This is a genomic window from Sinorhizobium sp. BG8, from assembly GCF_016864555.1.
Classification (GTDB): Bacteria; Pseudomonadota; Alphaproteobacteria; order Rhizobiales; family Rhizobiaceae; genus BG8.
Window position 1 is genome coordinate 13,395 of sequence record NZ_CP044012.1, and the last position, 21,649, is coordinate 35,043.

Genomic DNA, 21,649 nt, shown 5'->3' on the forward strand with positions numbered 1-21,649 from the left:
AGCGTGAGAATGAAAACTGAGCAGAGGACCGACCGATCAGGTCTCGGTCATCTTGTACTTCTGCAAGGCGGGAAGAGCGTCGTTCTTGTGCTCGTTCCACCACGCGAAGTCGTCGGTCACGCCGGAAAGTGCAAACTTCCCGTCCTTGATCACGTATTTCGGAGTCGGGGTCAGAAGGTGATGATCCACGCCGAAGATGTCCATGCCCGACCAGGCCGATTTCCCGTAGATCGGGTGCTCCATGTTCTTGATGCCATAAAGAGCTTCCATCACATCCTTAGGCTCGATGGAGGGGCTTTGAGCAAAGGCCTGGTCCAATGTGGCCATCGCCGAATATGTCAAACCCGCAAACCCGATCCATTCGCCCTCGCCGAATTTTTCGACGTAGGTTTTGTACATATTGTGCGCCTTGGGCGAGAATGTCGGCTCGGAAGCATCAACGCCAAACCCGCAATAGACCCGGCCTTCGAGATCGGCGAGATTCACGCGTTGGGCGATCTGCGGCAAATCCCACGAGTGGCACATCCAAATGCCCTTGTAGTTCAGGGACTGCGCGGCCTCCAGGAGGATCGCCTGCTTGCCCGGAGGCAGATCGGAGAAGAAGATCGCGTCGGGCTTTGTCTTCAATACGGCTCCCATCAAGGGGAAGTAGTCGGTCGTGTTGGGATCGAACACGTCATTGTAGACGACCTCGATCTTCCCTTGGGCTTCAAAAGGCGCGCAACCCGCGGCGCAATATCCCTGACCTGCTAGACCGAAGGAGTTGTCCGTGAACATCAGCGCCACGCGTTTGACGTCTGGATTCTGCTCCAGGACATGGGACACAAGTCCCAGGAATGCCGTTGGCGACCCGGTGATCCCTCCCATCAGGTATGGAAAGTCCGCACCGAGGAAGCCGCCGCCATATGAATTGGTGAGCACCTGGTTCTCGGTAGCGATGCGGGCGATCGCTTTGCGCGACGCCGGCGTGTATGTTTGGAACATGTACTTGCAGCCGTCCTGCAGGATCGCGCTGCGGAACGCCGTCAGTTCCTCGTTGGGTAGGAAGCAGACGTTGGTGTAGGCCGAGAATTCGATCTTGTGCCTCTGGCCATCACCGCAAAGGATGCCGCCGTTGGCGTTATGTTCGTCCACCCACATCTGACCAGCGCGCTGGATCGGAATGCCCCACTGCGCGCATTCGCCTTCCAGGGGCATCGCGATGCCCATTTTGATGACATCCGCCTCGGCGGCGAAGCCTCGGGAAGAGATCAGGCTCGGAGCCGCCAAACCGACGGCCGCGGCAACACTGCTCTTCAGAACCCGCCTTCTCGTAATGTTGGTCGCATTCCAGTTTTCCATTGTGGTTCCCCATGACGGTTAAGATTTGCTGCCTTACCGATTCTTTTTCTTGGTTTTGCGCCACGGCTTGCTTGTCGTTGGCGAATATGTTGGACCGCTCAGGCTCCTCTGTCAACAAACATGATATCTGATCACGGATAACGCGATCGCAGGTTTCACCCGCCTCAGAAGGCACCCAACTCCCAGTCGTTAGGAGTGCAATTCCAGGCTGCTCCGGATCTTGTCCGGAACCGGGCGGCTTTCCCTGCTGCCCAAATCGAAGAAAACCTCGACGACCTCGCTCTCGGCGAGGAGGCTCGCATCAGTCGAGTCGAGCATGCGAAACACGATGGTGACGGACTTCCCGCCGACCCGTTCCACCAGGCTTTCTATCCTGACCACCGTTCCGGCTGACACTTCCGAACGGAATGTCAGCTTCATGCTGGCGGTAACCGGTACGACCACGCTATTTCGCTTGAGTCCCGCTCTATTCCAGAAAACGAAGATGGCGTCATCGAACATGGAGGCATAGTGCCGGACGTTCAGATGACCGAAGTGGTCGCATTGCCACTGGTGCACCACGAACGATGTCAATTCCGAGCTCTTCTTTTCCATCTGACCGGTCCTCGTCAGCTCACGCCGAGAATTTCTCGAGCTTCCTTTGGTGTCGCCACTTCGCATCCCAGGTCGCTGATGATGCGTCGCGCACGTTCCACGAGCTGCGCGTTGGTCGCGAAGACACCCCGCTCGAGATAGATGTTGTCCTCCAGGCCGACACGGCAGTGTCCGCCGAGGATCGTCGAAGCGGCGACGATTTCCATTTGCCACCGAGAGATGCCGAAAGCACTCCAGACCGCGTTGGGTGGCAGAAGATCTTTCATGTAGAGCAGTGTTTTCAAGTCCGCGGGTGCGGACCACTTCACGCCGAGGCAAATCTGGAAAAGGGGAGGCTCATCGATATGCCCCTGCTCGACAAGACGCCGCGCAAGCAGGATATCGCCAGGGTTGAACACCTCTATTTCCGGCTTCACGCCCGCTTCCCGGATCATCTCCGCCATATCCCGAAGCTTGCCGGGCGTGTTCATGAAAACGCAATCCGGCGCGCCCGCGATACCGCCTTCCAGGTTCATCGTCGTGGCGTCGAGCGTGCAAATCTGCGGTCTGAGTTCCATCACGTGGCCGACGCGTTCGGCGGCGGTGCCGACATCGGTTGTCGGATGCGCACGCCCCTCATCGGCGGGATCGGGGACGAGCGTCGCTCCCATTCCTGTCGTAAGATTGATGAGAACGTCCGGGTTATGTTTGCGGACCTCCTCCACGATGGCGCGAAAAACGGCTGGCGAACGATCGCCAATTCCTGTTTCCGGGTCGCGTCCGTGGATATGGACCACCGAGGCACCCGCCGCCGCAGCCTCGATGCACGCGGCCGCGATCTGCTCTGCGGTTACCGGATAGTTCGGGTATTTTGGATGGATCGGCCCGTCACCCGTGACGGCACAGGTCAATACGACTTTACGTTTCATATGCCCTCCCTTGGGCCACATTCGGCCAGTATCATTTCAACCGACGACGGCTGGCTCATTGTTTTCGGTTTCCACTTGCTTGATCGCGCCGAGCAGCGCGATCAGCTTGGTGTCGCGCTCTCTTCTGAGCGCGTTGTAGTCGCGCCCGCCGATTTCCTCCTCGAGGCCATCGATGAGCTTGCTGACGGTGTCGTGATCCAGGTTCGGCTTTCCAAGGTCGTCCCACCAAAGCGCATAGCTGTCTCGGAACTGCTCGCAGTAGGCCCTGATCCCTTCTTGGCCTCCGCCAAGGTTCAGCAACATGTGCGGTCCCATCACCGCCCACCGCATGCCCGGCCCGGCGGAAATCGCGATATCCACGTCGCGCACGCTGGCAACGTCCTCAGCCACCAAGTGGATTGCTTCGCGCCAGAGTGCCGCCTGGAGGCGGTTGGCGACATGGCCCATCACCTCCCTTTTCAAGGTGATCGTCTTCTTCCCGCAGCTTTCGTAGAGGCCGCGCGCCACGCCTAGCGCCTCCGGCATCGTGGCTTCATTGCCGTAAAGTTCCACAAGAGGAATGATGTGAGGAGGATTGAAGGGATGGGCGATGATGAGGTTTCGCGGGTTCTGCCAGCCGTCTTGCAAATCGGACAGCTTGAGGCCGGAGGAACTCGTTGCCACCACAGCGGTCGGACGGAGAGCCGGTTCGATCTCCTTGTAGAGTACCCTCTTCAGCTCGAGACGTTCGGGGATGCACTCCTGCACGAAATCGACGTCGGTAACCGCATCGGCGGGCGAGCCAAACACCCTGTACTCGGGCATGACCGGAGTATGAGGAAGGCCCATCTCAGCCAGGGTGTCCCGAACGGCGTTCCAGAATTCGGCAAATTTCGCACCCGCATCCACGTGGCTGTCATAGAGATGAATGGGACGACCCGTTGCTGCAAACAGTGCAGCCCAACTGCAACCGATCAAGCCTGCGCCCAAGATGGCGACGGCCCCTACAGCTTCTCCCGACTTCTCTTCGTTGCCGCGCAAGGAATATTCCTCCTGAAATTCGCTGATATCTGATCAGATCACGAATCTGATATCTGATCAAGCCTTGACTTATTCATCGAAGAAAATAGTTTATGAGGGAGATGAGGGCCGTGCAGACGTCGCCTGAAAGTTGTGTGCATTCGCGTCAGCGAGGATGCGCCGGAGCGATCGACTGGATGGAGTAATCTGTTCTAAATTGCGCGATTGGCCGTGCAAGTCTTGATTTCAAGGAGAAAAGCGGGAGGCAGCCGAATTCGCACCTATTGGCTGGCTCGACTGAAAGCTCACTCGCATTTCGGTGCTCGCATATGCCTCGTCCAACCGTTAGAAGAAGACGATCGACACTCTGAGTCCGCGCTCTATATGCATGAAGCGGCTAAACCCGCGGCAGAATTCACCCCGTCCAATTGCACTGCCCTGAAAAAGCAATCGACAGGAACAAATCATATGACGACTAAAACAGGACAGATGCCTAGCTTCGCGGGACGTCGCCCGATACTGGACAACGAATTTATATACAACGAACTCAAGCAATTGCTGATGATCGGGGAATTCCTGCCGGGACAGAAGATCACGTTGCCAATGTTGGCTGACGCGTTCGGAACGAGCCAAATGCCGATCCGGGAAGCAACCAACAGATTGATAGCGGCGCGGGCTATTGAAGCGCCGCCCCGCAGATCGCTCTGTATTCCCGAAGCCACCACTGAAAGGATGGATTCGCTTTTGCCCCTTCGATTGCTTCTGGAAGGGGAAGCGACTCGGCTCGCAGTCATCGCAAAGGGAGCGGAGTTGGCGCAGGAGCTCGCGGCGATCACCGAGGAGATGGACTCCAAGGTTCCGTCTGAAGACATCAAGGCGTATCTCAGGCTCAACCAGAAATTCCATTTCCATGTCTATCAGACCTGCGGCAATCCGGAGTTGGTCGACATGATAGAATTGCTCTGGATGCGATACGGGCCGATGCTCAACATCGTCAGGAGTGGCGTCCTTTCAAAGTCGGGCCACAAACGGCATCTCGAAATCATCAAGGGGTTCCAGGATCAAGACCCGGAAGCGGCTGCCACCGCGATGCGCGCCGACATACAGGACGCGGCAGTTCCAATCCGCGAAGTAATCGAAAGCAAGCTCCGGGAACAGGAGACTGTTGCCGAGGGCCGGAAGGCTGTCCGAGCGCGATAGACCGTCGGCGATGCCGTCGAAGATACCGCAGACATGGTTCACAGCATTGCGGTCGATGTCTTGACACGACAAGCTGCGCTGCCCGCACGAATCCTGAACCAAGTTTCGGAAGGTACCTGCGGACTTTGGCGATCTCCAGGAGCGTCACCATCAAATCGTACCTCCTGCGAGTGCGCCCTGATCGAACACGCCATCGGCTTACCCGACATGCTTGCGCAAATATGCTCTTGATGGAAATCGAACCGACCACAACGCAGTTGGGCTCTGTTTCAGTGAGCCCCAACTGTCACACGGTGCGAGATACGAGATCCCACGCCGCCTGGTAGCGCCTTCTTCGGCGACCGGATCGTCAATGTTCCAAAACCTCACAGCCATGTGGAAATAATGCAAATTTATCCTTTCCTGCGCTCCGCCTATTGCAGCGGATGAGGCCGACTTACTCGACCACATCGGACACAGGACGGAAAGGATAACGAATGCCGGCAACAGCCCACACCACATCGATCGAAGCCAATGGGAGAACCTATCGCTGGCCACTCCGGCCAACGGTGTTGGTCTGCTTCGATGGCTGCGATCCAGCCTACATCGCGGCATCCGGATCCGCTGGCCACATCCCGACGATCAGCCGCTTCCTCAAGGAGGGGTTCTATGCGATCGCCGATGCTGCAATGCCGACCTTCACGAATCCGAACAACGTGTCGATCGTCTGCGGCGCGCCGCCGGCGGTGCATGGTGTTGCCGGCAACTACTATCTCGACCGCGAGACGAAGCAGGAAGTGATGATGCTCGACGCGCGGCTGATGCGGGCGCCGACCATTCTGTCGCAATTCTCCAAGGCCGGCGCCAGGATCGCTGTCGTCACCGCCAAAGACAAGCTGCGCAAGGCGCTCGCCCACGAGATGCATGGCATCGCAGTGTCCGCCCAGTATGCCGACAAGTGCACGATGGACGAGAACGGAATCGACGACCTCACCGGCCTCGTCGGCCGCGGGACGCCGGACCAGTACTCGCCGGATCTCTCGCTTTTCGTTCTCGATGCCGGCATCCGCCTGCTCGAAACCCGCCCGCTTGATCTTCTCTATCTTTCACTCTCAGACCTCGTGCAGCACAAGCATGCACCGGATGCGCCGGAAGCCCACGACTTCATGAAGGCCGTCGACGATCGCCTAGCTCGCCTGATCGAACTCGGCGCCACGATCGGCATCGTGGCCGACCACGGTATGAATGACCTTTCCCATGAGGACGGAACACCCAATGTCGTCTATCTCGGCGACGTACTGGACAAGGCCTATGGCTTCGATACCACCCGCGTGATCTGCCCGATCACCGATCCCTTCGTGAAGCATCACGGTGCGCTCGGCGGCTTCGTGCGCGTCCACCTGATCGCGGAAGGCATGGATCGTGCCGCCGTGCTGAAGACCATTGTCGCCCAGCCGGGTATCGAGCTTGCGTTGACGGGCGAGGATGCGGCGGAACGCTTCCAGTTCCCGCTGGATCGCGAAGCCGACATCGTCGTCGTCGGCTCGAAGGGTGTGGCGGTCGGCGCCCGGACGGTTGACCACGACCTGTCGCAGCTTGCCGGTGAACGGCTGCGCTCGCATGGAAGCCTCGCCGAACAGCAGGTGCCGTTCATCATCTCGCACCCGCTCAACGAGGACTACGCCAACCGGCCGACGACCGGCCTTCGGAATTTCGATGTCTTCGACTATGCGGTGAACGGCGTCATTTAACAGGCTTTATCGCCCGTTTCAGGCCAACGGACCCGCCTGCGCTTCACTATGCAGGCGGGCTTCCTTCTGTCCGCCCGACTGGCGTCGTTCCGGTACGCAGGAGACGATCCAATCGACGAAGCCCGCCGCCGCCTCTCTTTCCCGGGACGCCGGATTGGCGAAGACCTGATAGGACGGCCCCTCGACCCGCAATTCCGGGAACGGTTCGACGACCTCGCCGCGAAGCAGGTGTCCCTCAATCAGGAAGGTGGGCACGACCAGCGCTCCACGACCGGCGAACATCGCGTCCAGCGCGATATAGAAATGCGGAAGCTTCAGCGCCTGACCGGCCATGCTGCCTGCCAACCCGGCGGTCTTCAGCCAGGTCTTCAGTTCACCCGGTCGGGTGACCGCTTCGAGCAACCCGATCTCCTTCAGGCTTTCCTTGGTGATGACCTTGCCGTGGCCGGCGATCCGTGCGGGCAACACCAGCGACAGCGTCTCGGTAAAGAGATGCCGGGGCGAAAACTGCGATGGGATGATGCCGCCCCGGCGGATCGCCACGTCGAATGGCATATCCAGCCAATTGTCCGGCGTATGCGTCGGACGCACCATCGTATCCACCGGACGCTCCGGCGTGTGGAATTCCTGCAATTTCGGGATCAGCCATCGCATCGCGAATGTCGCGGGCGCGATCACCTGCAGCTTAGAGCGCTCGATCCGTGACGGACGCAGTTGCTCCAGTGCATCGTGGATCTCGTCGAAGGCATTGCCGAGCACCGCCGCCAGACGGTCGATGTCGGCCGTCGGGATCATCCCTTTACGCTTCTCTATAAAGAGCGGAACGCCCATCCACGCTTCCAACTGCGAAAGCTGCTTACTTACAGCGCTATGGGTGATCGACAATTCGTCCGCCGCGGCAGTAACGCTTCCGGTCCGCACCACGGTCTCAAGAAACAACAGAGATTTGAGCGGCGGGAGGCGACGTTTTCGTTGTTCCATTTTCTCACATTGCCTTAGCGATAATGTCACTGTACTAACAATATATGGTATAGTTAAATGCAATTGCGTCTAGATATTGAGTTTCCGACAGAACCGAACTCTTATAGAGCAATTCCGTGACGCTATTATTACAACCGATGAGGAAACTCTTATGCGTCGCTTGATACCTGCTCTGCTCGCAGTGACCGTCACAGCCTCCACCGCATTCGCCGCCGACAAGGTTCGCTTCGCCGTCACGGAAATCGAGGGCCTTGAACAACTCCAGACCGAGTTCGGCCCCTTCCGCGACAAGCTCCAGCAGTTGACTGGCCTGGAGATCGAATTCCAGCCCGTCAGTTCCCGCACCTCGGCCGTAGAGGCGATGAATTCGGGGCTACTCGAACTGGCGCTCACCGGCCCGTCCGAATATGTCGTGATGCATGAGATGACGAAGGCTGACGTGATCGTCGGATGGCAGCGTCCGGACTATTTCGCACAGGTCGTCACCATCGCCGGCCGCGGCATCAATTCGCCGAAGGACCTCACCGGCAAGAAGATTGCCTTCGGTTCCGCCGGCTCCACGTCAACCCATCTCGGCCCGGCGCAGGTGCTGACCGACCAGGGCCTCAGCTACGGCAAGGACTACCAGTCGCTGCACATCGACCGCAACGTTGCGATCCAGGCTTTGATCAACGGCGACCTCGATGCCGTCGGCATGAGTTTCGACCACCTCAACAGCGCCCGAAAGGCATTCCCGAATGTACCGTTCCTCGTCGTCGCTCGCGGCCGAGACCTGCCGGACGACGCGCTGATGGCAAGCCCGCTGGCCGATCAAGCCACGATCGAGAAGATCCGCAAGGCCTTCACCGATCACGGGCAGGACCTACTAGGCTCAGTCCTCGACGGCACCGACGACAACCAGAAATACGCGCAGGGCGTCTTCCGCAGTTCCATCCAGGACAGCGACTACGACTATGTGCGCGCGATGTACAACACGATCGGTATCGAAACCTTTGGGAAGTTCATCGATGAATGATGCTGTGATGGAGCGCGACAGGCTGAATCGACGAATGGTCGGCGCCAGGCGGGATGACGGCAACGGCAGCATGGGCGAAACGCTTAGCCTCGCCTGCTACGATGTCTTCAAGTCCTACTCGGCGAAAGGCGGCTTGGTGCTCCACGGCGTCTCGCTCGAAATCGATGAGGGCGACAGCGTCGCCCTCATCGGAGCCAACGGTTCGGGCAAGTCGACGCTTTTGAAGAGCCTCGTCGGCCTGCACCCCGTCGATAAGGGCAAGGTTCGCGTTCTCGGACGGGAACTGCAGGACGGCAGGCTCGAACGCGACGTGCGGCGACAGATCGGATTCGTCTTTCAGAACCATGGGCTGGTGCAGCGCCTGAGCGCGCTCTCAAACGTCATCCATGGCCGCCTCGGCTTTCACGGATCCTGGCGGGCATGGCATCAGTCCATCGCACCGGAGCAATGGCGACAGGAAGCGCTTGAAGCGCTGGACGCCGTCGGCCTCGGCCAGCGGGCCTCGGCACGTGCCGACCAGTTGTCGGGCGGCCAGGCGCAGCGCGTGGCGATCGCCCGGGCATTGGTGCGCAAGCCCAAGCTGATGATAGCAGACGAACCTGCCGCAAGCCTCGATCCCAAGACCGGGATGGACGTGATGGAGACTTTCGCGTCGATTGCAGCCCGAAACGGCACCACGCTCGTCTACACCACACACGACATGGCGCATGCCCTGAAGTTTGCCAATCGCATCGTCGCGTTGAGAAGCGGTCGCGTAGCGCTCGACGAACCGGCGGAAAACCTGCGCATTCAAGATCTGGAACGTTTCTTCCATGAGGCATGACAATCCAACCCTAGTCGCCCCGCCGGCCCGTTTTGCTGGCGCGAGCGCCCTGCAGTTCGCTCTCCTCCTGACACTAGCGGCGGTCGTACTTTCCTCGATTTATCAGGTCGCCCCCTCGGCTGAGCGGCTGGTGACCGGCGCTCCGCGCATGACGAACCTCCTCGCCCGGATGATGCCGCCAGCAACCGACAGCGTCTTCCTGATCCGCATTGCCGGGCAGTTGTTGGAAACATTCCAGATCGCCATCGCCGGCACCTTCATTGGCATCACGCTCAGCCTACCGATCGCCTGGCTGTCCGCACGCGGCGTCACTCCAGTCCCGGCCTTCTCGTTCCTGTTCAAGGGTCTCGTCTCGTTCTTCCGCACGGTGCCCGATCTCGTCTGGGCGCTGGTTTTCGTCGCCACCGTCGGCCTCGGCGCGGTGGCCGGCACGATGACAATCATTGCCGATACGATCGGGTTTTGCGGACGCTTCTTCTGCGAGAGCATGGAGGATGCCGACAAGAAGCCGCAGGAGGCGCTTGCAGCCACCGGCGCCAACCGCCTCGCCATCCTGCTCTCCGCGATCATTCCGGACACGCTGCCATCACTGATCAATGCTGGCCTGTTCGCCCTGGAAAAGGCCGTGCGTGCCTCTGTTGTCCTTGGCCTCGTCGGTGCAGGCGGCATCGGCCAGGAACTTCAAGTCGCCTTCGATCTCTTCCAGTATCAGAAGGCATCCACGATCATCGTCGTGATCTTCGTGGTCGTGCTGTCGATGGAAATGCTGACAAATGCGCTGCGCAAGAAAATAGCGTAATGACCTTAGTCCCCTGTTGCGAAATTTCTCAGCTTCGCGAGGGATGCAGCCAACCTGCCAGTTCCGTTAAATCGCGGTCGCAGATGTCTTTCGCAAAGTGGGTGTTTCGCTGCCGACTTTGCGAGAGACCGATGTGAACCGCACCACCCGGGTCGACGGCCAACTCTTCGCAATCGTCGCTGCAAGCGGATCGGGGCGATCCGTTAGAAGAAATCGGAACAACACATGTGCGCGCGAACGTGCGTCTCGTTGGATACAGTGGTCGGTAATTGTTATCCTAAGGCTGTCAACATTCATTGGCTGCAATCACCACGTTTATCCCGCATTCGCTCTACTGCTACCAAAGCAACAAGCCCTTCCACGGGACTGGAGAACCCGCTGCTCCATCGGCCTCATTTCCACTCGTATGATCTTTCCGTGTAGTGTGGCCGTTCAGAGACAAAGGCCGACGACCCTGATGTCTCTACATACCGCTCAGCATCTGCTGTGTCGTTGAATCCGACAAAAACCATCAGCATCGATCGGGCGACCGGCTGTCCCTTCTTCCGATAGGAGAAGTTGACTGCGCAATGAGGGAACAGCGTGTCGATTACATCCGCCCCTTGGCCTCCGGCTGCCTCGGCGGTCAGGGCAGCGAACTCCCCGAGAGCAAAAAACCTGTCAATCGCCGAAAAAGCCGATGCCTGTGAGATCTGCTGGTTCGCACCAGTCGCGGAACGTGCGTAATAAAGGCTGTCGGTCTGACCTTTGCGCCTTTTCGTCTCGTAGACGAATAGGCCACCACCTGCGACCAATTCCAGGCGAACATTGAAGGTCTGAAACTGTTCGGGATGGCGATCCAGCTCGGAAAACAGCGCCCTCAAATTCGCGATATAGTCAGCGTAGAACACTATCATGGATCCTCACCTCGAAGTTCGAAGGCCGGTCCCTAACACGTTGCACCATCAGGTTCACTATCTCGATTTGCGTCAGGAGGCAGCGTTGTTTCCCTGCACGGCCAGAACCCGTTCCATTGCCCAGGTCCTAGTTTCACTCGAACTGTCGACCCCTAATCGGAAAATGGCTTCCAAACCGGAGCCGTAGTTGTGCCCTCCGGATCCGCCGAAGGGCACATGGATATACAGGTTCATTCGGACGCGAAGGCTTGTTGCCGCTCCACCATATACCTGGCGGACCGTCGCCTTACCGTGCGGGTAACGCCTTGAAGAGCGACTTCAACGTAGATGGCTGGCTGCGATGGTATTGAGGGGCTGCGGAAACCTCTCCACCGAGAGCTGCAGCGGCATGCCACGGCCAGCGTGGATCATAGAGGATCGTGCGCGCCAGAGCGACGAGATCAGCATCCCCCGTCGCGACGATTGCCTCCGCCTGGGAGGGCTCGGTGATCAATCCGACAGCGACGACCGGCATTTTCAATGCCGCCTTCATCGCGCGTGCGAACGGCACCTGGTAGCTCGGCGAAACCGGGATCTTCTGATCGATGTGCAAGCCGCCAGTCGACACGTTGATGGCATCGCAACCTCGAAGTTCAAGGGCCTTCGCAAACGCGATCGTCTCCTCCAAATGCCAGCCACCATCGTGCCAGTCGGTCGCAGAAACGCGAACCGAAACGGCCCTATCAGCAGGAAAGGCCGCTCGCACCGCGTCGAAGACCTCCAGCGGGAAACGCATCCGATTCTCGAGGCTCCCGCCATATTCGTCAGTCCGCTGATTGGCGAGCGGCGACAGGAAGGAATGAAGAAGATATCCGTGCGCTGCATGGATCTGAACCGCATCGATGCCGATACGCGCCGCGCGAACCGCAGCCTCCGCAAAGGCGTCGCGAATAGCGTTCATGCGTTCGCGGCTTAGCTCAGTCGGTACGACATCTGTTGATTTGAACGGGTTCGGAGACGGTGCTTCCGTCTGCCATCCATTTTTATGGTCGGGCGCAATCTGCCCGCCTCCGTGCCACGGCAGGTCAGTCGATGCCTTTCGTCCGGCATGGGCAAGTTGAACGGCTATGGGCATCCTGGACCACTTCCGGATGCCATCCAGCGTCCGCTTCATGGCCGCCTCCGTCGCGTCATCGTACAGTCCGACATCCGCATAGCTGATGCGTCCTTCCGGAACGACCGCGGTCGCCTCGATCGTGAGCAGGCCAGCGCCGGAAAGAGCCAGTTGCCCGAGATGGATCAGATGCCAGTCGGTCATGCAACCATCCACGGCTGAATAGGTGCACATCGGAGCGATAACGATACGGTTTTCGAGTTCGAGATTGCGGATTTTGAACGGTGTAAAAAGCTGCGGTTGGGGCATGTGGCTCACTCTTGGCATGGGCTGGGTTGGCGTCGTTTCCGTCGAGTTCCGACGACTAAGGACCAGCGACGACGCATGAATTCGATCGAGGTCAATGGAAAACAAAGGCATGGTACAAGCGATAGGTAGGGTGTCACAAGGTATGCGTCAAGGCATACCTATCGCTTGCATCGACAAGTCAATCTCCTTAGATTTGCTCCATGCCAGAACTTCTTCCCCAGCCCGCGCGTGACGAGATAGACCTCAGTGTCGTATTCTCCACATTGTCCGACCCGCTCCGTCGCACCGCAATTGCTATTCTGGCGACGCTTCCGGACAGCACGGAGCGCAACTGCGTGTCCTTTGGCTTTCCGGTGGCCAAGGCTTCACTCACCCATCACTTCAAGATCCTTCGCGAGGCTGGACTGATCAGCCAGATCGATTACGGAAACCGCCGCGCCTCCTCGCTTCGTCGGGAAGACATCGAGGCTCGGTTTCCTGGTCTTCTTGCCCTGCTGGTCGAAGAACTCAAGCAGGGTGGTGGCGTCGAGAAGGCTGTCGTCTCTGCCGGAAGGCGCTGAGCCTATTGCTTGCCCTGCGTGTCCCGAAGGCAGCGGACTTCAAACGAGCACCGAGCCTAGTTTAAGACGCAAAGGCACCAAAACGTGGCCAGCCTCAAACGAAGCGGCCAGTTCGTGATGGAATTTGAACCACGAAGCCCTTGTTCGCCTTGAGGGTGTCGTACATACGCCCCAACCTCTCCAGCATGACTTCGGCTAACTCGTCACGGCGACCGATTTTTTGGCGCTATGCGGATAGCAAGATCGCGGTTGGTCGCCAACTCGGCAGTACCGTTCGCAGGGGCGTTCGTGAACGACCTCTATCGGACAGCCGCAAACGCCCGCATAAATTACGTTCGCAGAGCCTCCTGTTTAGGCAGCCGCTTGCATTTTCGCTGTGCAAGACTTTCTGGATATCAGACCGTTGAAATTGAGTATTGGACAGTTTTCCCCCACCCAAGAAAGTATCTCTATCCTTTACAGAACGGAGTATATTATGGATAGACGTCGATTTCTTGCGGGTGCGTTGGCTTTTACGAGTGCGTCCGCATTCAGTGTTCCGCGGTTGCGTGCGAGCACCAACCCGCTTCGACAAGACCTCCCAGCCGACCCTTGGAAATGGAGTGCTACGCAAACGCGCAGTGCCGTTGTCGCGCGGGAAATCTCGTGCCGGGAAGTCGTAGAGGCCCACTTGGCGCGCTACGGGACGGTCAACCCGGTGGTCAACGCAATTGTGGATCTCGCACATGAGGAAGCCATTGCGAGCGCAACCCTGGCTGATGAAATGCTTGCCCGGGGGTTCGAGCCGGGAAGACTTTTCGGTGTCCCGATGACAGTGAAGGACAACACGGATCTGAAAGGACACCGGACTGTCAATGGTCTGGCTACCGCGAGCGCTGAAGCTGCCGCAGACGATAGTCCGGTTATCCGAAGCCTTCGCTCGGCGGGTGCAATCATCATTGGCAAGACGAACACGCCCTGCCTTTCCTCCAGATGGGAAACAGACAACGCCGTCTACGGACGGACCGTGAACCCGTGGTCGCGAGAACGCACGCCCGGAGGGTCATCCGGCGGCGCTGCGGCGGCACTGGCCACTGGTATGGGCGCCTTGGCTCATGGAAACGATATCGGGGGCTCGATCCGGTACCCTGCCTATTGTTGCGGAGTGACCGGCCTTCGCCCGTCCATGGGACGAACCCCCATGTTCAACGGCACCTATCGGGCCGACCGTTCCTTCTGCAACCAGATGTTCAACGTGGAAGGCATGCTTGCCCGAAACGTGGCGGATCTCATGCTCAGCCTCCCCGTGATCAGCGAAGGCGATGCCAGAGACCCCGCATGGAACGGTGTCCCGTCACAGAGCGGTCTTCCGGGGTCGCAACGGGTCGGTATCATCATGGAGTCCCCAGGGCTTTACGTTTCAGAGCCTGTGAAAGCCGCCCTGACGGAGACGGCTCGACGGCTCGCCGATCGAGGTTTCCTGGTGGAAGAGGTCGCGCCTCCCGTGATCGAAGAGGCGGTGGAACTCTGGGCGAAGATGGTCTTCAGCGAGTTGCGCGCCGCATGGTCTGGATTCAGCCAGATCGTGGATGCGGATGCTCGAAAGGCAAATGCGCTTTTCCTCGAGCTTGCTCCAACCCTTTCCATTGATGACTACGTGGCCGGGACAGCGGCTGTCATGGCGATACGCCGTCGCTGGTCGGATTTCATGAACAGATGGCCGATCCTCATCGGGCCTAACTCGGGCGACCTGCCGTTCAGAAGCGGCTTTGACATCGCTTCGGTAGACGACACGCGTCACCAGATTGCATCCCAGGCTCTGATGGTGACGGTAAACCTTCTTGGGCTACCTTCCGTCGCAGTTCCCACCGCCTTCGTCGACGCGGCGGACGCTCCGAATGGTCTTCCGACCGGCGTACAGGTCATAGCCCGCCGTTTCGCCGACGAAGACGCCCTGGCGGTCGCGGAAGTCATTCAGACAGCGTTCCCGCAATCGACGCTTACCGATCCGATCCGGAACTGACATCCCGGCTGGGAGCCAACGCCGATCCCACCACGTCGAGGAACCGGTCTAGAACGGCTCCTCGCTTTTCCGCCCTCCGGCAGAGGACGAGATCAATATGCAATTCGTGTTCCGGCGCGTCGACCTCGATACTCCGGAATACGACGTTATCACGCCGGATAGCGGCGAGAGATCCCGGAACGAGGGCTACTCCAATGCCGGCCGCAACGAGACTTGCGATGGTTTGCATCTGATTGGCGAATTGCACGATCCGCGGAGAGTACCCTGCACTTCGGCAGAGCCCCACCATTTGATCGTGAAATCCGAGCCCTTCCGAGCGGGGTGAGGCAATGAAGTTTTCGTCCGCAAGTGCTGCCAACGGAACCTGAGGTGCCGCGGCGTGTGTGTGTCCCGTTGGAAGCGCCACCAATACGGGTTCGCTTTGCACCCTCTGGAACACCAAACCGGTCACCGGCGTGCCAGGCCAACGCATGAAGCCAACATCCATTTCACCGGACTGCAAAAGCTCGATCTGTTGGGCAGTCGTGCCTTCCCGCAGATCCAGTTCCACATCGGGAAAGGCTTGCCGGAACGAGCGCAGGATTGGCGGCAGGAACTCCAGATGCGCGGTGTCGATGAAGGAGACGGACAGCCGGCCTGCAACGCCGCTCGCGATCCGGCGGGCGTTCTCCACCCCCTCCTCGAGTTCGCCCAACAGTTTACGCGCTGTCACAAGGAAGTCATGGCCGGCACCCGTCAAGGTTACATTCCGGTTGTCCCGTTCGAACAGACGCGCACCGACTTCCTCTTCCAGCCGCTTAATCGCCTGACTGAGAGGAGGCTGAGCCATGTTCAAGCGGTTCGCGGCACGACTGAAATGCAGCTCCTCCGCAACGACGACGAACTGCCGGAGAAGACGGGTCTCGATCATGCTCATACTCACGACATATCAATACAGCGTAATTATCATAATTGAGATATCGCGGTCGAGAGCGAGCAGTCTTTGCAGTTTTGCACGGGCGAGATGCCGCAGCGACTTTCGCAAAATCTCATGAAGCGCGCCCAACCCTCACCTCCTTGATGAGATCGACGAAACTGCGCAATTTTGCGGGAATGTGACGGCGGCCGGGATAGTAGAGGCAGAGGCCCGGATAGGGTGGCGTCCAGTCGGCGAGCACCTGCTCAAGACGTCCGTTCGCAACGTCTTCGGCGACCTGCCACTCGTTGAGATAGGCAAGCCCTGCCCCTTCCCTTGCGGCACGAAGCATCAGACCGCTTTCGTCGAGCGTCAGCTGGCCGCGCACGTCCATGCTGAAACTCTCCCCGCGGCGCTCAAATTCCCAGCGGTAGAGCGCGCCGCTGGCCATGCGGGCACGAATGCACTGGTGTTTCTGCAGGTCGGCCGGAATTTTCGGTTTTCCATGGCTCTGGAAATACCTTGAAGAACCGACGATTGCGGGACGGAGGCTGTCACTGATCGGGACGACCACCATGTCCGGCGGAACGGCTTCGCGAATACGGATCCCGGCATCGAAGCCTTGGGCATTGATGTCGACCAGCGCGCCTTCCGTCACGATCTCCACCGCCATTTGCGGGTTGCGGCGCATGTATTCGAGGACCAGTGGCGCCAGGATCATGCGGGTTGCGCCGATCGAACTGTTGATACGCAACGTGCCTGTCGGTTCCGCCCGATGCTCGTCGACATGTTCGACGGCATTCCGGATCGCGGCCAGTGCCGGTGTGATTTCCGCCACGAACTGTTCGCCGGCGGCTGAGAGGACGACGCTGCGGGTCGATCGGTTGAACAGCCGCACCCCTATGCGTGCCTCGAGCGCGGCGATTTGCTGGCTGAGTGCGGAGGAGGAAATACCGAGTTCGCGGGCGGCGGAACGGAAGCCGCCCTGTGCGGCAACCGTGACCACTGCCTCAAGTTCTGCAAGTGAACCACGCATCATTGTCCGTATTTCCTTATCAGATCGCACGCCTTTGACCAACTTATCAGGACAATAACGAAATGCCAGATAAAGCGCATCACATCAAAGGAGATAGACGTGCGCCAAATCGACAAAGTCTACATTGACGGCGAGTTCACCACCCCGCACGGCACGGAAATGGCCAGCCTTTTCAACCCCTCTACCGAAGAGCAGATCGGCACCGTACGCCTTGGTGACGAGCAGGATGCGCAGGCGGCAATAGCTGCCGCGAAGCGCGCGTTCCCAGCATTTTCACGGAAGAGCAAGGCAGAGCGGATCGAGATGCTGCAACACCTGAGTTCCGTTGTTTCGGCACGCATTCCGGACTTAACGCAGGCCATGGCGACAGAATACGGCGCTCCGCAAGCCTTCACCCGCTTTGCCATTCCGCATGCTGCATCAATCTTCCTCGACATGGCCAAGGTGCTGGAGGATTACGATTTCGAGAGACGGATGGGCAGTGCCACGGTGCGGATGCAGCCGATCGGCGTTGCAGCGGCCATCACTCCCTGGAACAGCAACATCGGCTTCATCTCGTCCAAGCTCGCAACCGCGATCGCCGCCGGCACCACCATCGTCATCAAGCCGAGCGAGATGAGCGCGATCCAGACACATGCCCTGGTCGAATGCCTTCACGAAGCAGGGCTGCCGAAGGGCGTCTTCAACATCGTCAACGGCCGCGGCGACGTGGTGGGCGCGGAATTCGCCCGCCATCCGGACATTGCCAAGGTGACGTTCACCGGCTCCACCGCGGTCGGCAAGAACATCCTGCGTACCGGTGCCGACAGCCTGAAACGTGTTACGCTGGAACTCGGTGGCAAGGGCCCAAACATCATTCTGGATGATGCCGACCTGAATACGGCCATTCCAGCCGCCCTGCGGATGGGCTTCATGAACAGCGGGCAGGCCTGCATCGCCGGTACACGAATTCTTGCACCTGCTCATCGCATGGACGAAATTCTGGTGCAACTGAAGCTGGGCGCCGCCCTGTTCAGGGCAGGAGATCCTGCCGATCCACAGGTGATGATCGGACCGATGGTGAGCCGGAAACAGTATGACCGCGTGCAATCCTATATCGAACTGGGACTGCAGGAAGGCGCCAAATTGCTGACTGGTGGCCCCGGCCGACCGGAGGGCCTGGACCGCGGCTGGTTCACGCAGCCGACAATCTTCTTCGACGTCCGTAACGACACGCGGATTGCGCGCGAGGAGATTTTCGGCCCTGTCCTGTCGGTTATTGCCTATCGCGATGAGGAAGAGGCGATAGCAATCGCCAATGACACCCAGTATGGCCTGCAAGCCTATCTCCACGGCAGCGACATGGCCCATATGCACGCACTGGCCGAGCGTCTGGACTGCGGGCGAGTGGTCATCAACGGCGCACCGCATGAGCCGCTGGCACCTTTCGGCGGCTTCAAGCAATCGGGCATTGGCCGGGAATATGGCGTGTTCGGGCTGGAAGGTTTTCTTGAGCCGAAAGCCATCCTGTCTTGAGAGGGCGCTAAAGAAGGAACGGCTCCTGCCTAAAGGCAAGAGCCGTTCAGTACCGGATATCAATAGATCGACGCCAGACTGAATAGGCTGGCAAGCGGAGAAGGCTCCGTGGAAGCGACATCGTACATGCACGGGGCTGCGAAGACCGATGCAATCACGGCCAGAATGACCAGCGTCCGCATGGAACCCTCCCCCTCAGGCAAGATTGAGCACCACGTCTACGTTGCCGCGCGTCGCCTTGGAATAGGGGCAATTCTGATGGGCCTCATCGACGAGCGCCCGTGCAAGCTCCGGCTCAAGACCGGGCAGGCTGATGCTCAGGCGTGCTTGCAGCAAATAGGCGCCGCCCGTCGTCCCGAGATCGACTTCAGCATCAACCGCTGTGCCTTCGGGCAGACGCAGCTTGCGCTTGCCCGCAGCAAAGCCCATGGCACCGATAAAGCAAGCCGACCAGCCGGCCGCGAACAGTTGTTCTGGATTGGTGCCAGGTTGGGGCGAACCGGGAGGCGAAAGCCTGACGTCGAGCTGCGCATCGTCGCTGAGGGCAAAGCCGTCACGTCCGCCGGTGGTGCGGGTCCTGCCTGTGTAGAGAACCTTTTCGATCTGGGTCATGGAACACTCCTTTGTTGCTGACGAAGGGTGTTTTGACGGTTGGACGTATCCGGCTTGTTTCGGAAAATCAGCGAAGTGTATCAGAGCGTAGCAGTGACGCGTGGTAAAACCTTCTCATACCAATTCCGGGACGAGCCCGGGATGAGAATGTTCAGCGAAGCGTCAGCTCGGCGGCCAGCCCGCCGCCTTCGCGATTGTATAATCGCACGGAACCACCGATCGCGCCCGCAAGCTGCTGGGCGATGGCGAGCCCGAGGCCTGCCCCACCGGTTTCGCGGTTTCGCGACTGTTCCAGCCTAAAGAATGGCTGCATCACCGCTTCGAGCATGTCTTCGGAAATACCTGGTCCGCGATCCAGCACGCTGATGACGATCGCTCCCTCTCGCCCGCGCTCCACGTCGATCTCTGCTGCACCGGAAAACTTGATCGCGTTGTCGATGAAATTCGTGAGGATCCGCCGCAGTGCATGCGGTTTGGTCGAGATCGTAGCTTGAACCGCCCCGATCAGGCTCACCGCCTTGCCGGTGTCCTGATAATCGTATGCGATGCTGTCGATGAAGGAAGAGAGGTCGATCCGAGAGGTCTTTTCCGCGTTCCCATGCGCGCTGCGGGCATAGGCGATCCCATCCTGCACCAGCCGCTCGATCTCGCCTAGATCGCTGACAAGCTTTTCCTTTTCGGGCGTGTCGTCCGCCATATCGGCACGCAGTCGCATGCGGGTTATCGGCGTTTGCAGGTCATGCGAGATCGCCGCCAGGATCTGTACACGCTCTTCCAGATGCTGGGCAATGCGCTCACGCATCGCATTGAAGGCACGCCCTGCCCGCACGACCTCGGTCGGCCCGACCTCGCTCATCGGCTGGCCCTTCGTGCTCGGATCGACGGCGTCGGCAGCTGCCGCGAGATCACCAAGAGGGCGGATGGCCTGACGCACCGCAAACCAGGTGCAGAATATCAACAACGCCATCTGGACGGCAAAAACATAGGGAAGCCAGCCAGCAATCGGCATGACGCCACGTGACATCACATCGATCGTCAGCTCGGAACCGTCAGACAGGGTCACATGGCCCTGCAGTCGCTTGTCATCATCGGGAATGGCCTCGACTCTTAAGGGAAATTTATGCCCTGCCGCTTCCTCGATCCGCTCCGCGATCTCCGCGCCCCGGCCTGACATATCCGGCACGCCGGGAAGACCGGGACCAAGCACAAGGCGATAATTGCCCCGACTGAGTCGATCGAGCCATTGCGGCCGCTCATCAGCAGGCAGCCGGTCTATGACGGCGATGGACGTTGCCAGATCGCTTTCGAGCGTGCCGAGCATGACGGCCTTGGCCGACATGTAGCGTTCCATGAAAAGGATGCTGAAGGAGAGCCCATATGCAATGGCCAACCCCGCAAACAGGATGATGAAAAGCCGCGAACGCAGCGTGCTCGGCCACCAGAAGCCGCGGCGCACGCTGCCGGCAGACCTGCCATTCGTCGCGCTGCTGTTCATGCCACCCCTGCTCATCTCCTCGGCTCCGAAATCTCGACTGGTGTCGAAAAGACGTAGCCTTCCGCCCGCACCGTCTTGATATAGGTCGGCTCCCGCGCGTCGTCGCCGAGCCGCTGGCGCAGCCGGCTGACAAGAAGGTCGATCGAGCGGTCGAACAACTCCGCATCTCGCCCCTGTGTGAGGTTCAGCAGCTGATCGCGGTTAAGAACGCGCTGCGGGTGGTCGATGAAGACACGCAGCAACCGATATTCCGCACCGCTGAGCGCGATTTCCGTTCCTTCCCTGTCGAGGAGATGGCGACCGACGGTATCGAGACGCCAGTCGCCGAAGGTGAGCAACTGCCCGGCTTCGCTGATCTGCAGGTTGGGCGGCAACATGCGGGTCCGGCGCAGCACAGCCTTGATACGGGCAAGAAGCTCGCGCGCCGCGAACGGTTTCGCAAGATAGTCGTCGGCCCCCATTTCAAGCCCGATGATGCGGTCCATCTCGTCATCACGGGCGGTGAGCATCAGGACCGGCGTCGCCTTGTGCTTGCCGGCCCGCAGCTCGCGGCACAGAACCAGCCCGTCATCGCCCGGCATCATCACGTCGAGCACGATCAGATCCACCGTGTTGCTCTCGAGGAACGTCCGCATTTGCCGACCATCGGCGGCCACCGACGCCCTGAGACCATTCTTCTTCAGATAGCTCGAAACCAGCTCGCGGATTTCACGGTCGTCATCGACGACAAGGATATGATCGATATGTTCCATGAATGCCTTCAACACCTTGACGCTTGCAAACAGCCCAATGCCGTAACCGCAATGGCCTCGACATCAGTAAAGATATCGGTTCAGCGGCATGGGC

General features: G+C 59.4%; 21 protein-coding genes. 8 read left to right on the plus strand and 13 right to left on the minus strand.

Translation table 11 applies throughout. The features are described 5' to 3' along the window. Nucleotides 1-36: 36 nt before the first annotated feature. The 4 genes from F3Y30_RS21125 to F3Y30_RS21140 all read right to left on the minus strand — a co-directional run bounded on the left by F3Y30_RS21125 (nucleotide 37) and on the right by F3Y30_RS21140 (nucleotide 3,863). Nucleotides 37-1,341 (minus strand): ABC transporter substrate-binding protein, encoded by a 1,305-nt coding sequence (locus F3Y30_RS21125; RefSeq protein ID WP_203427152.1) that lies wholly within the window; start codon nucleotides 1,339-1,341, stop codon nucleotides 37-39. A gap of 189 nt (nucleotides 1,342-1,530) precedes the next feature. After that, a complete protein-coding gene (locus F3Y30_RS21130; protein WP_203427153.1) occupies nucleotides 1,531-1,935 on the minus strand; it encodes a thioesterase family protein in 405 nt (134 codons plus the stop codon). 14 nt (nucleotides 1,936-1,949) lie between these two features. Beyond that, nucleotides 1,950-2,843, minus strand: a complete 894-nt coding sequence (locus F3Y30_RS21135) for a 3-keto-5-aminohexanoate cleavage protein (protein ID WP_203427154.1) — start codon at nucleotides 2,841-2,843, stop codon at nucleotides 1,950-1,952. Between the two features lie 36 nt (nucleotides 2,844-2,879). Then, nucleotides 2,880-3,863 (minus strand): 3-hydroxyacyl-CoA dehydrogenase NAD-binding domain-containing protein, encoded by a 984-nt coding sequence (locus F3Y30_RS21140; protein WP_203427155.1) that lies wholly within the window; start codon nucleotides 3,861-3,863, stop codon nucleotides 2,880-2,882. A 210-nt stretch (nucleotides 3,864-4,073) separates the two neighbouring features. Here F3Y30_RS21140 and F3Y30_RS21145 point away from each other — a divergent pair, with 210 nt between their 5' ends. Continuing rightward, nucleotides 4,074-5,042 carry a GntR family transcriptional regulator gene (locus tag F3Y30_RS21145; protein ID WP_203427156.1) on the plus strand — a complete coding sequence of 323 codons (969 nt, stop codon included), beginning with the start codon at nucleotides 4,074-4,076 and terminating at the stop codon, nucleotides 5,040-5,042. 476 nt (nucleotides 5,043-5,518) lie between these two features. Beyond that, complete coding sequence (gene phnA / locus F3Y30_RS21150) at nucleotides 5,519-6,772, plus strand: phosphonoacetate hydrolase (protein WP_203427157.1); 1,254 nt, start codon at nucleotides 5,519-5,521, stop codon at nucleotides 6,770-6,772. Nucleotides 6,773-6,790: 18 nt separating this feature from the next. On the opposite strand, the gene F3Y30_RS21155 is transcribed toward phnA, so the two are convergent. Further along, nucleotides 6,791-7,753: a LysR family transcriptional regulator gene (locus F3Y30_RS21155; RefSeq protein WP_203427159.1), complete on the minus strand. Its 963-nt coding sequence runs from the start codon at nucleotides 7,751-7,753 to the stop codon at nucleotides 6,791-6,793. Between the two features lie 151 nt (nucleotides 7,754-7,904). On the opposite strand from F3Y30_RS21155, the gene F3Y30_RS21160 reads away from it, so the two are divergent. From F3Y30_RS21160 to phnE, 3 genes are read left to right on the plus strand one after another with little or no spacing between them, the layout of a single operon-like run. Continuing rightward, nucleotides 7,905-8,768 (plus strand): PhnD/SsuA/transferrin family substrate-binding protein, encoded by an 864-nt coding sequence (locus F3Y30_RS21160; protein WP_203427160.1) that lies wholly within the window; start codon nucleotides 7,905-7,907, stop codon nucleotides 8,766-8,768. Beyond that, a complete protein-coding gene (locus F3Y30_RS21165; protein WP_246753050.1) occupies nucleotides 8,761-9,591 on the plus strand; it encodes an ATP-binding cassette domain-containing protein in 831 nt (276 codons plus the stop codon). The genes F3Y30_RS21160 and F3Y30_RS21165 overlap by 8 nt, the downstream gene beginning before the upstream one ends. After that, complete coding sequence (gene phnE / locus F3Y30_RS21170) at nucleotides 9,581-10,390, plus strand: phosphonate ABC transporter, permease protein PhnE (RefSeq protein WP_203427161.1); 810 nt, start codon at nucleotides 9,581-9,583, stop codon at nucleotides 10,388-10,390. The genes F3Y30_RS21165 and phnE overlap by 11 nt, the downstream gene beginning before the upstream one ends. A 392-nt stretch (nucleotides 10,391-10,782) precedes the next feature. Here phnE and F3Y30_RS21175 read toward each other — a convergent pair whose 3' ends face one another. After that, nucleotides 10,783-11,286, minus strand: a complete 504-nt coding sequence (locus F3Y30_RS21175; RefSeq protein ID WP_203427162.1) for a hypothetical protein — start codon at nucleotides 11,284-11,286, stop codon at nucleotides 10,783-10,785. A 286-nt stretch (nucleotides 11,287-11,572) separates the two neighbouring features. Next, nucleotides 11,573-12,688, minus strand: a complete 1,116-nt coding sequence (locus F3Y30_RS21180; RefSeq protein ID WP_203427163.1) for an NADH:flavin oxidoreductase/NADH oxidase — start codon at nucleotides 12,686-12,688, stop codon at nucleotides 11,573-11,575. Between the two features lie 200 nt (nucleotides 12,689-12,888). On the opposite strand from F3Y30_RS21180, the gene F3Y30_RS21185 reads away from it, so the two are divergent. Next, nucleotides 12,889-13,248 carry a helix-turn-helix transcriptional regulator gene (locus F3Y30_RS21185; protein ID WP_203427164.1) on the plus strand — a complete coding sequence of 120 codons (360 nt, stop codon included), beginning with the start codon at nucleotides 12,889-12,891 and terminating at the stop codon, nucleotides 13,246-13,248. Nucleotides 13,249-13,723: 475 nt separating this feature from the next. Then, the gene (locus F3Y30_RS21190) at nucleotides 13,724-15,250 is read left to right on the plus strand and encodes an amidase (protein WP_203427165.1); all 1,527 of its coding nucleotides are present in this window, start codon (nucleotides 13,724-13,726) and stop codon (nucleotides 15,248-15,250) included. Here F3Y30_RS21190 and F3Y30_RS21195 read toward each other — a convergent pair. Together F3Y30_RS21195 and F3Y30_RS21200 are read right to left on the minus strand one after the other, a co-directional pair. Then, on the minus strand, nucleotides 15,228-16,160 hold the full coding sequence (locus F3Y30_RS21195) for a LysR family transcriptional regulator (protein ID WP_203427166.1): 933 nt from the start codon (nucleotides 16,158-16,160) through the stop codon (nucleotides 15,228-15,230). The two genes, F3Y30_RS21190 and F3Y30_RS21195, sit on opposite strands and share 23 nt — an antisense overlap. 118 nt (nucleotides 16,161-16,278) lie before the next feature. Then, nucleotides 16,279-17,181 carry a LysR family transcriptional regulator gene (locus F3Y30_RS21200; RefSeq protein ID WP_203427592.1) on the minus strand — a complete coding sequence of 301 codons (903 nt, stop codon included), beginning with the start codon at nucleotides 17,179-17,181 and terminating at the stop codon, nucleotides 16,279-16,281. A gap of 99 nt (nucleotides 17,182-17,280) precedes the next feature. On the opposite strand from F3Y30_RS21200, the gene F3Y30_RS21205 reads away from it, so the two are divergent. Further along, a complete protein-coding gene (locus F3Y30_RS21205) occupies nucleotides 17,281-18,696 on the plus strand; it encodes an aldehyde dehydrogenase family protein (RefSeq protein WP_203427167.1) in 1,416 nt (471 codons plus the stop codon). A gap of 59 nt (nucleotides 18,697-18,755) precedes the next feature. Here the strand turns inward: F3Y30_RS21205 and F3Y30_RS26655 are convergent, their stop codons facing one another. From F3Y30_RS26655 to F3Y30_RS21220, 4 genes are all read right to left on the minus strand, one after another. Next, complete coding sequence (locus F3Y30_RS26655; protein ID WP_281435471.1) at nucleotides 18,756-18,878, minus strand: hypothetical protein; 123 nt, start codon at nucleotides 18,876-18,878, stop codon at nucleotides 18,756-18,758. A gap of 13 nt (nucleotides 18,879-18,891) precedes the next feature. Next, nucleotides 18,892-19,308 carry an organic hydroperoxide resistance protein gene (locus tag F3Y30_RS21210; RefSeq protein WP_203427168.1) on the minus strand — a complete coding sequence of 139 codons (417 nt, stop codon included), beginning with the start codon at nucleotides 19,306-19,308 and terminating at the stop codon, nucleotides 18,892-18,894. Between the two features lie 151 nt (nucleotides 19,309-19,459). Further along, nucleotides 19,460-20,803 carry an ATP-binding protein gene (locus F3Y30_RS21215; RefSeq protein WP_203427169.1) on the minus strand — a complete coding sequence of 448 codons (1,344 nt, stop codon included), beginning with the start codon at nucleotides 20,801-20,803 and terminating at the stop codon, nucleotides 19,460-19,462. Between the two features lie 11 nt (nucleotides 20,804-20,814). Further along, on the minus strand, nucleotides 20,815-21,555 hold the full coding sequence (locus tag F3Y30_RS21220; protein ID WP_203427170.1) for a response regulator: 741 nt from the start codon (nucleotides 21,553-21,555) through the stop codon (nucleotides 20,815-20,817). Between the last annotated feature and the right edge of the window lie 94 nt (nucleotides 21,556-21,649).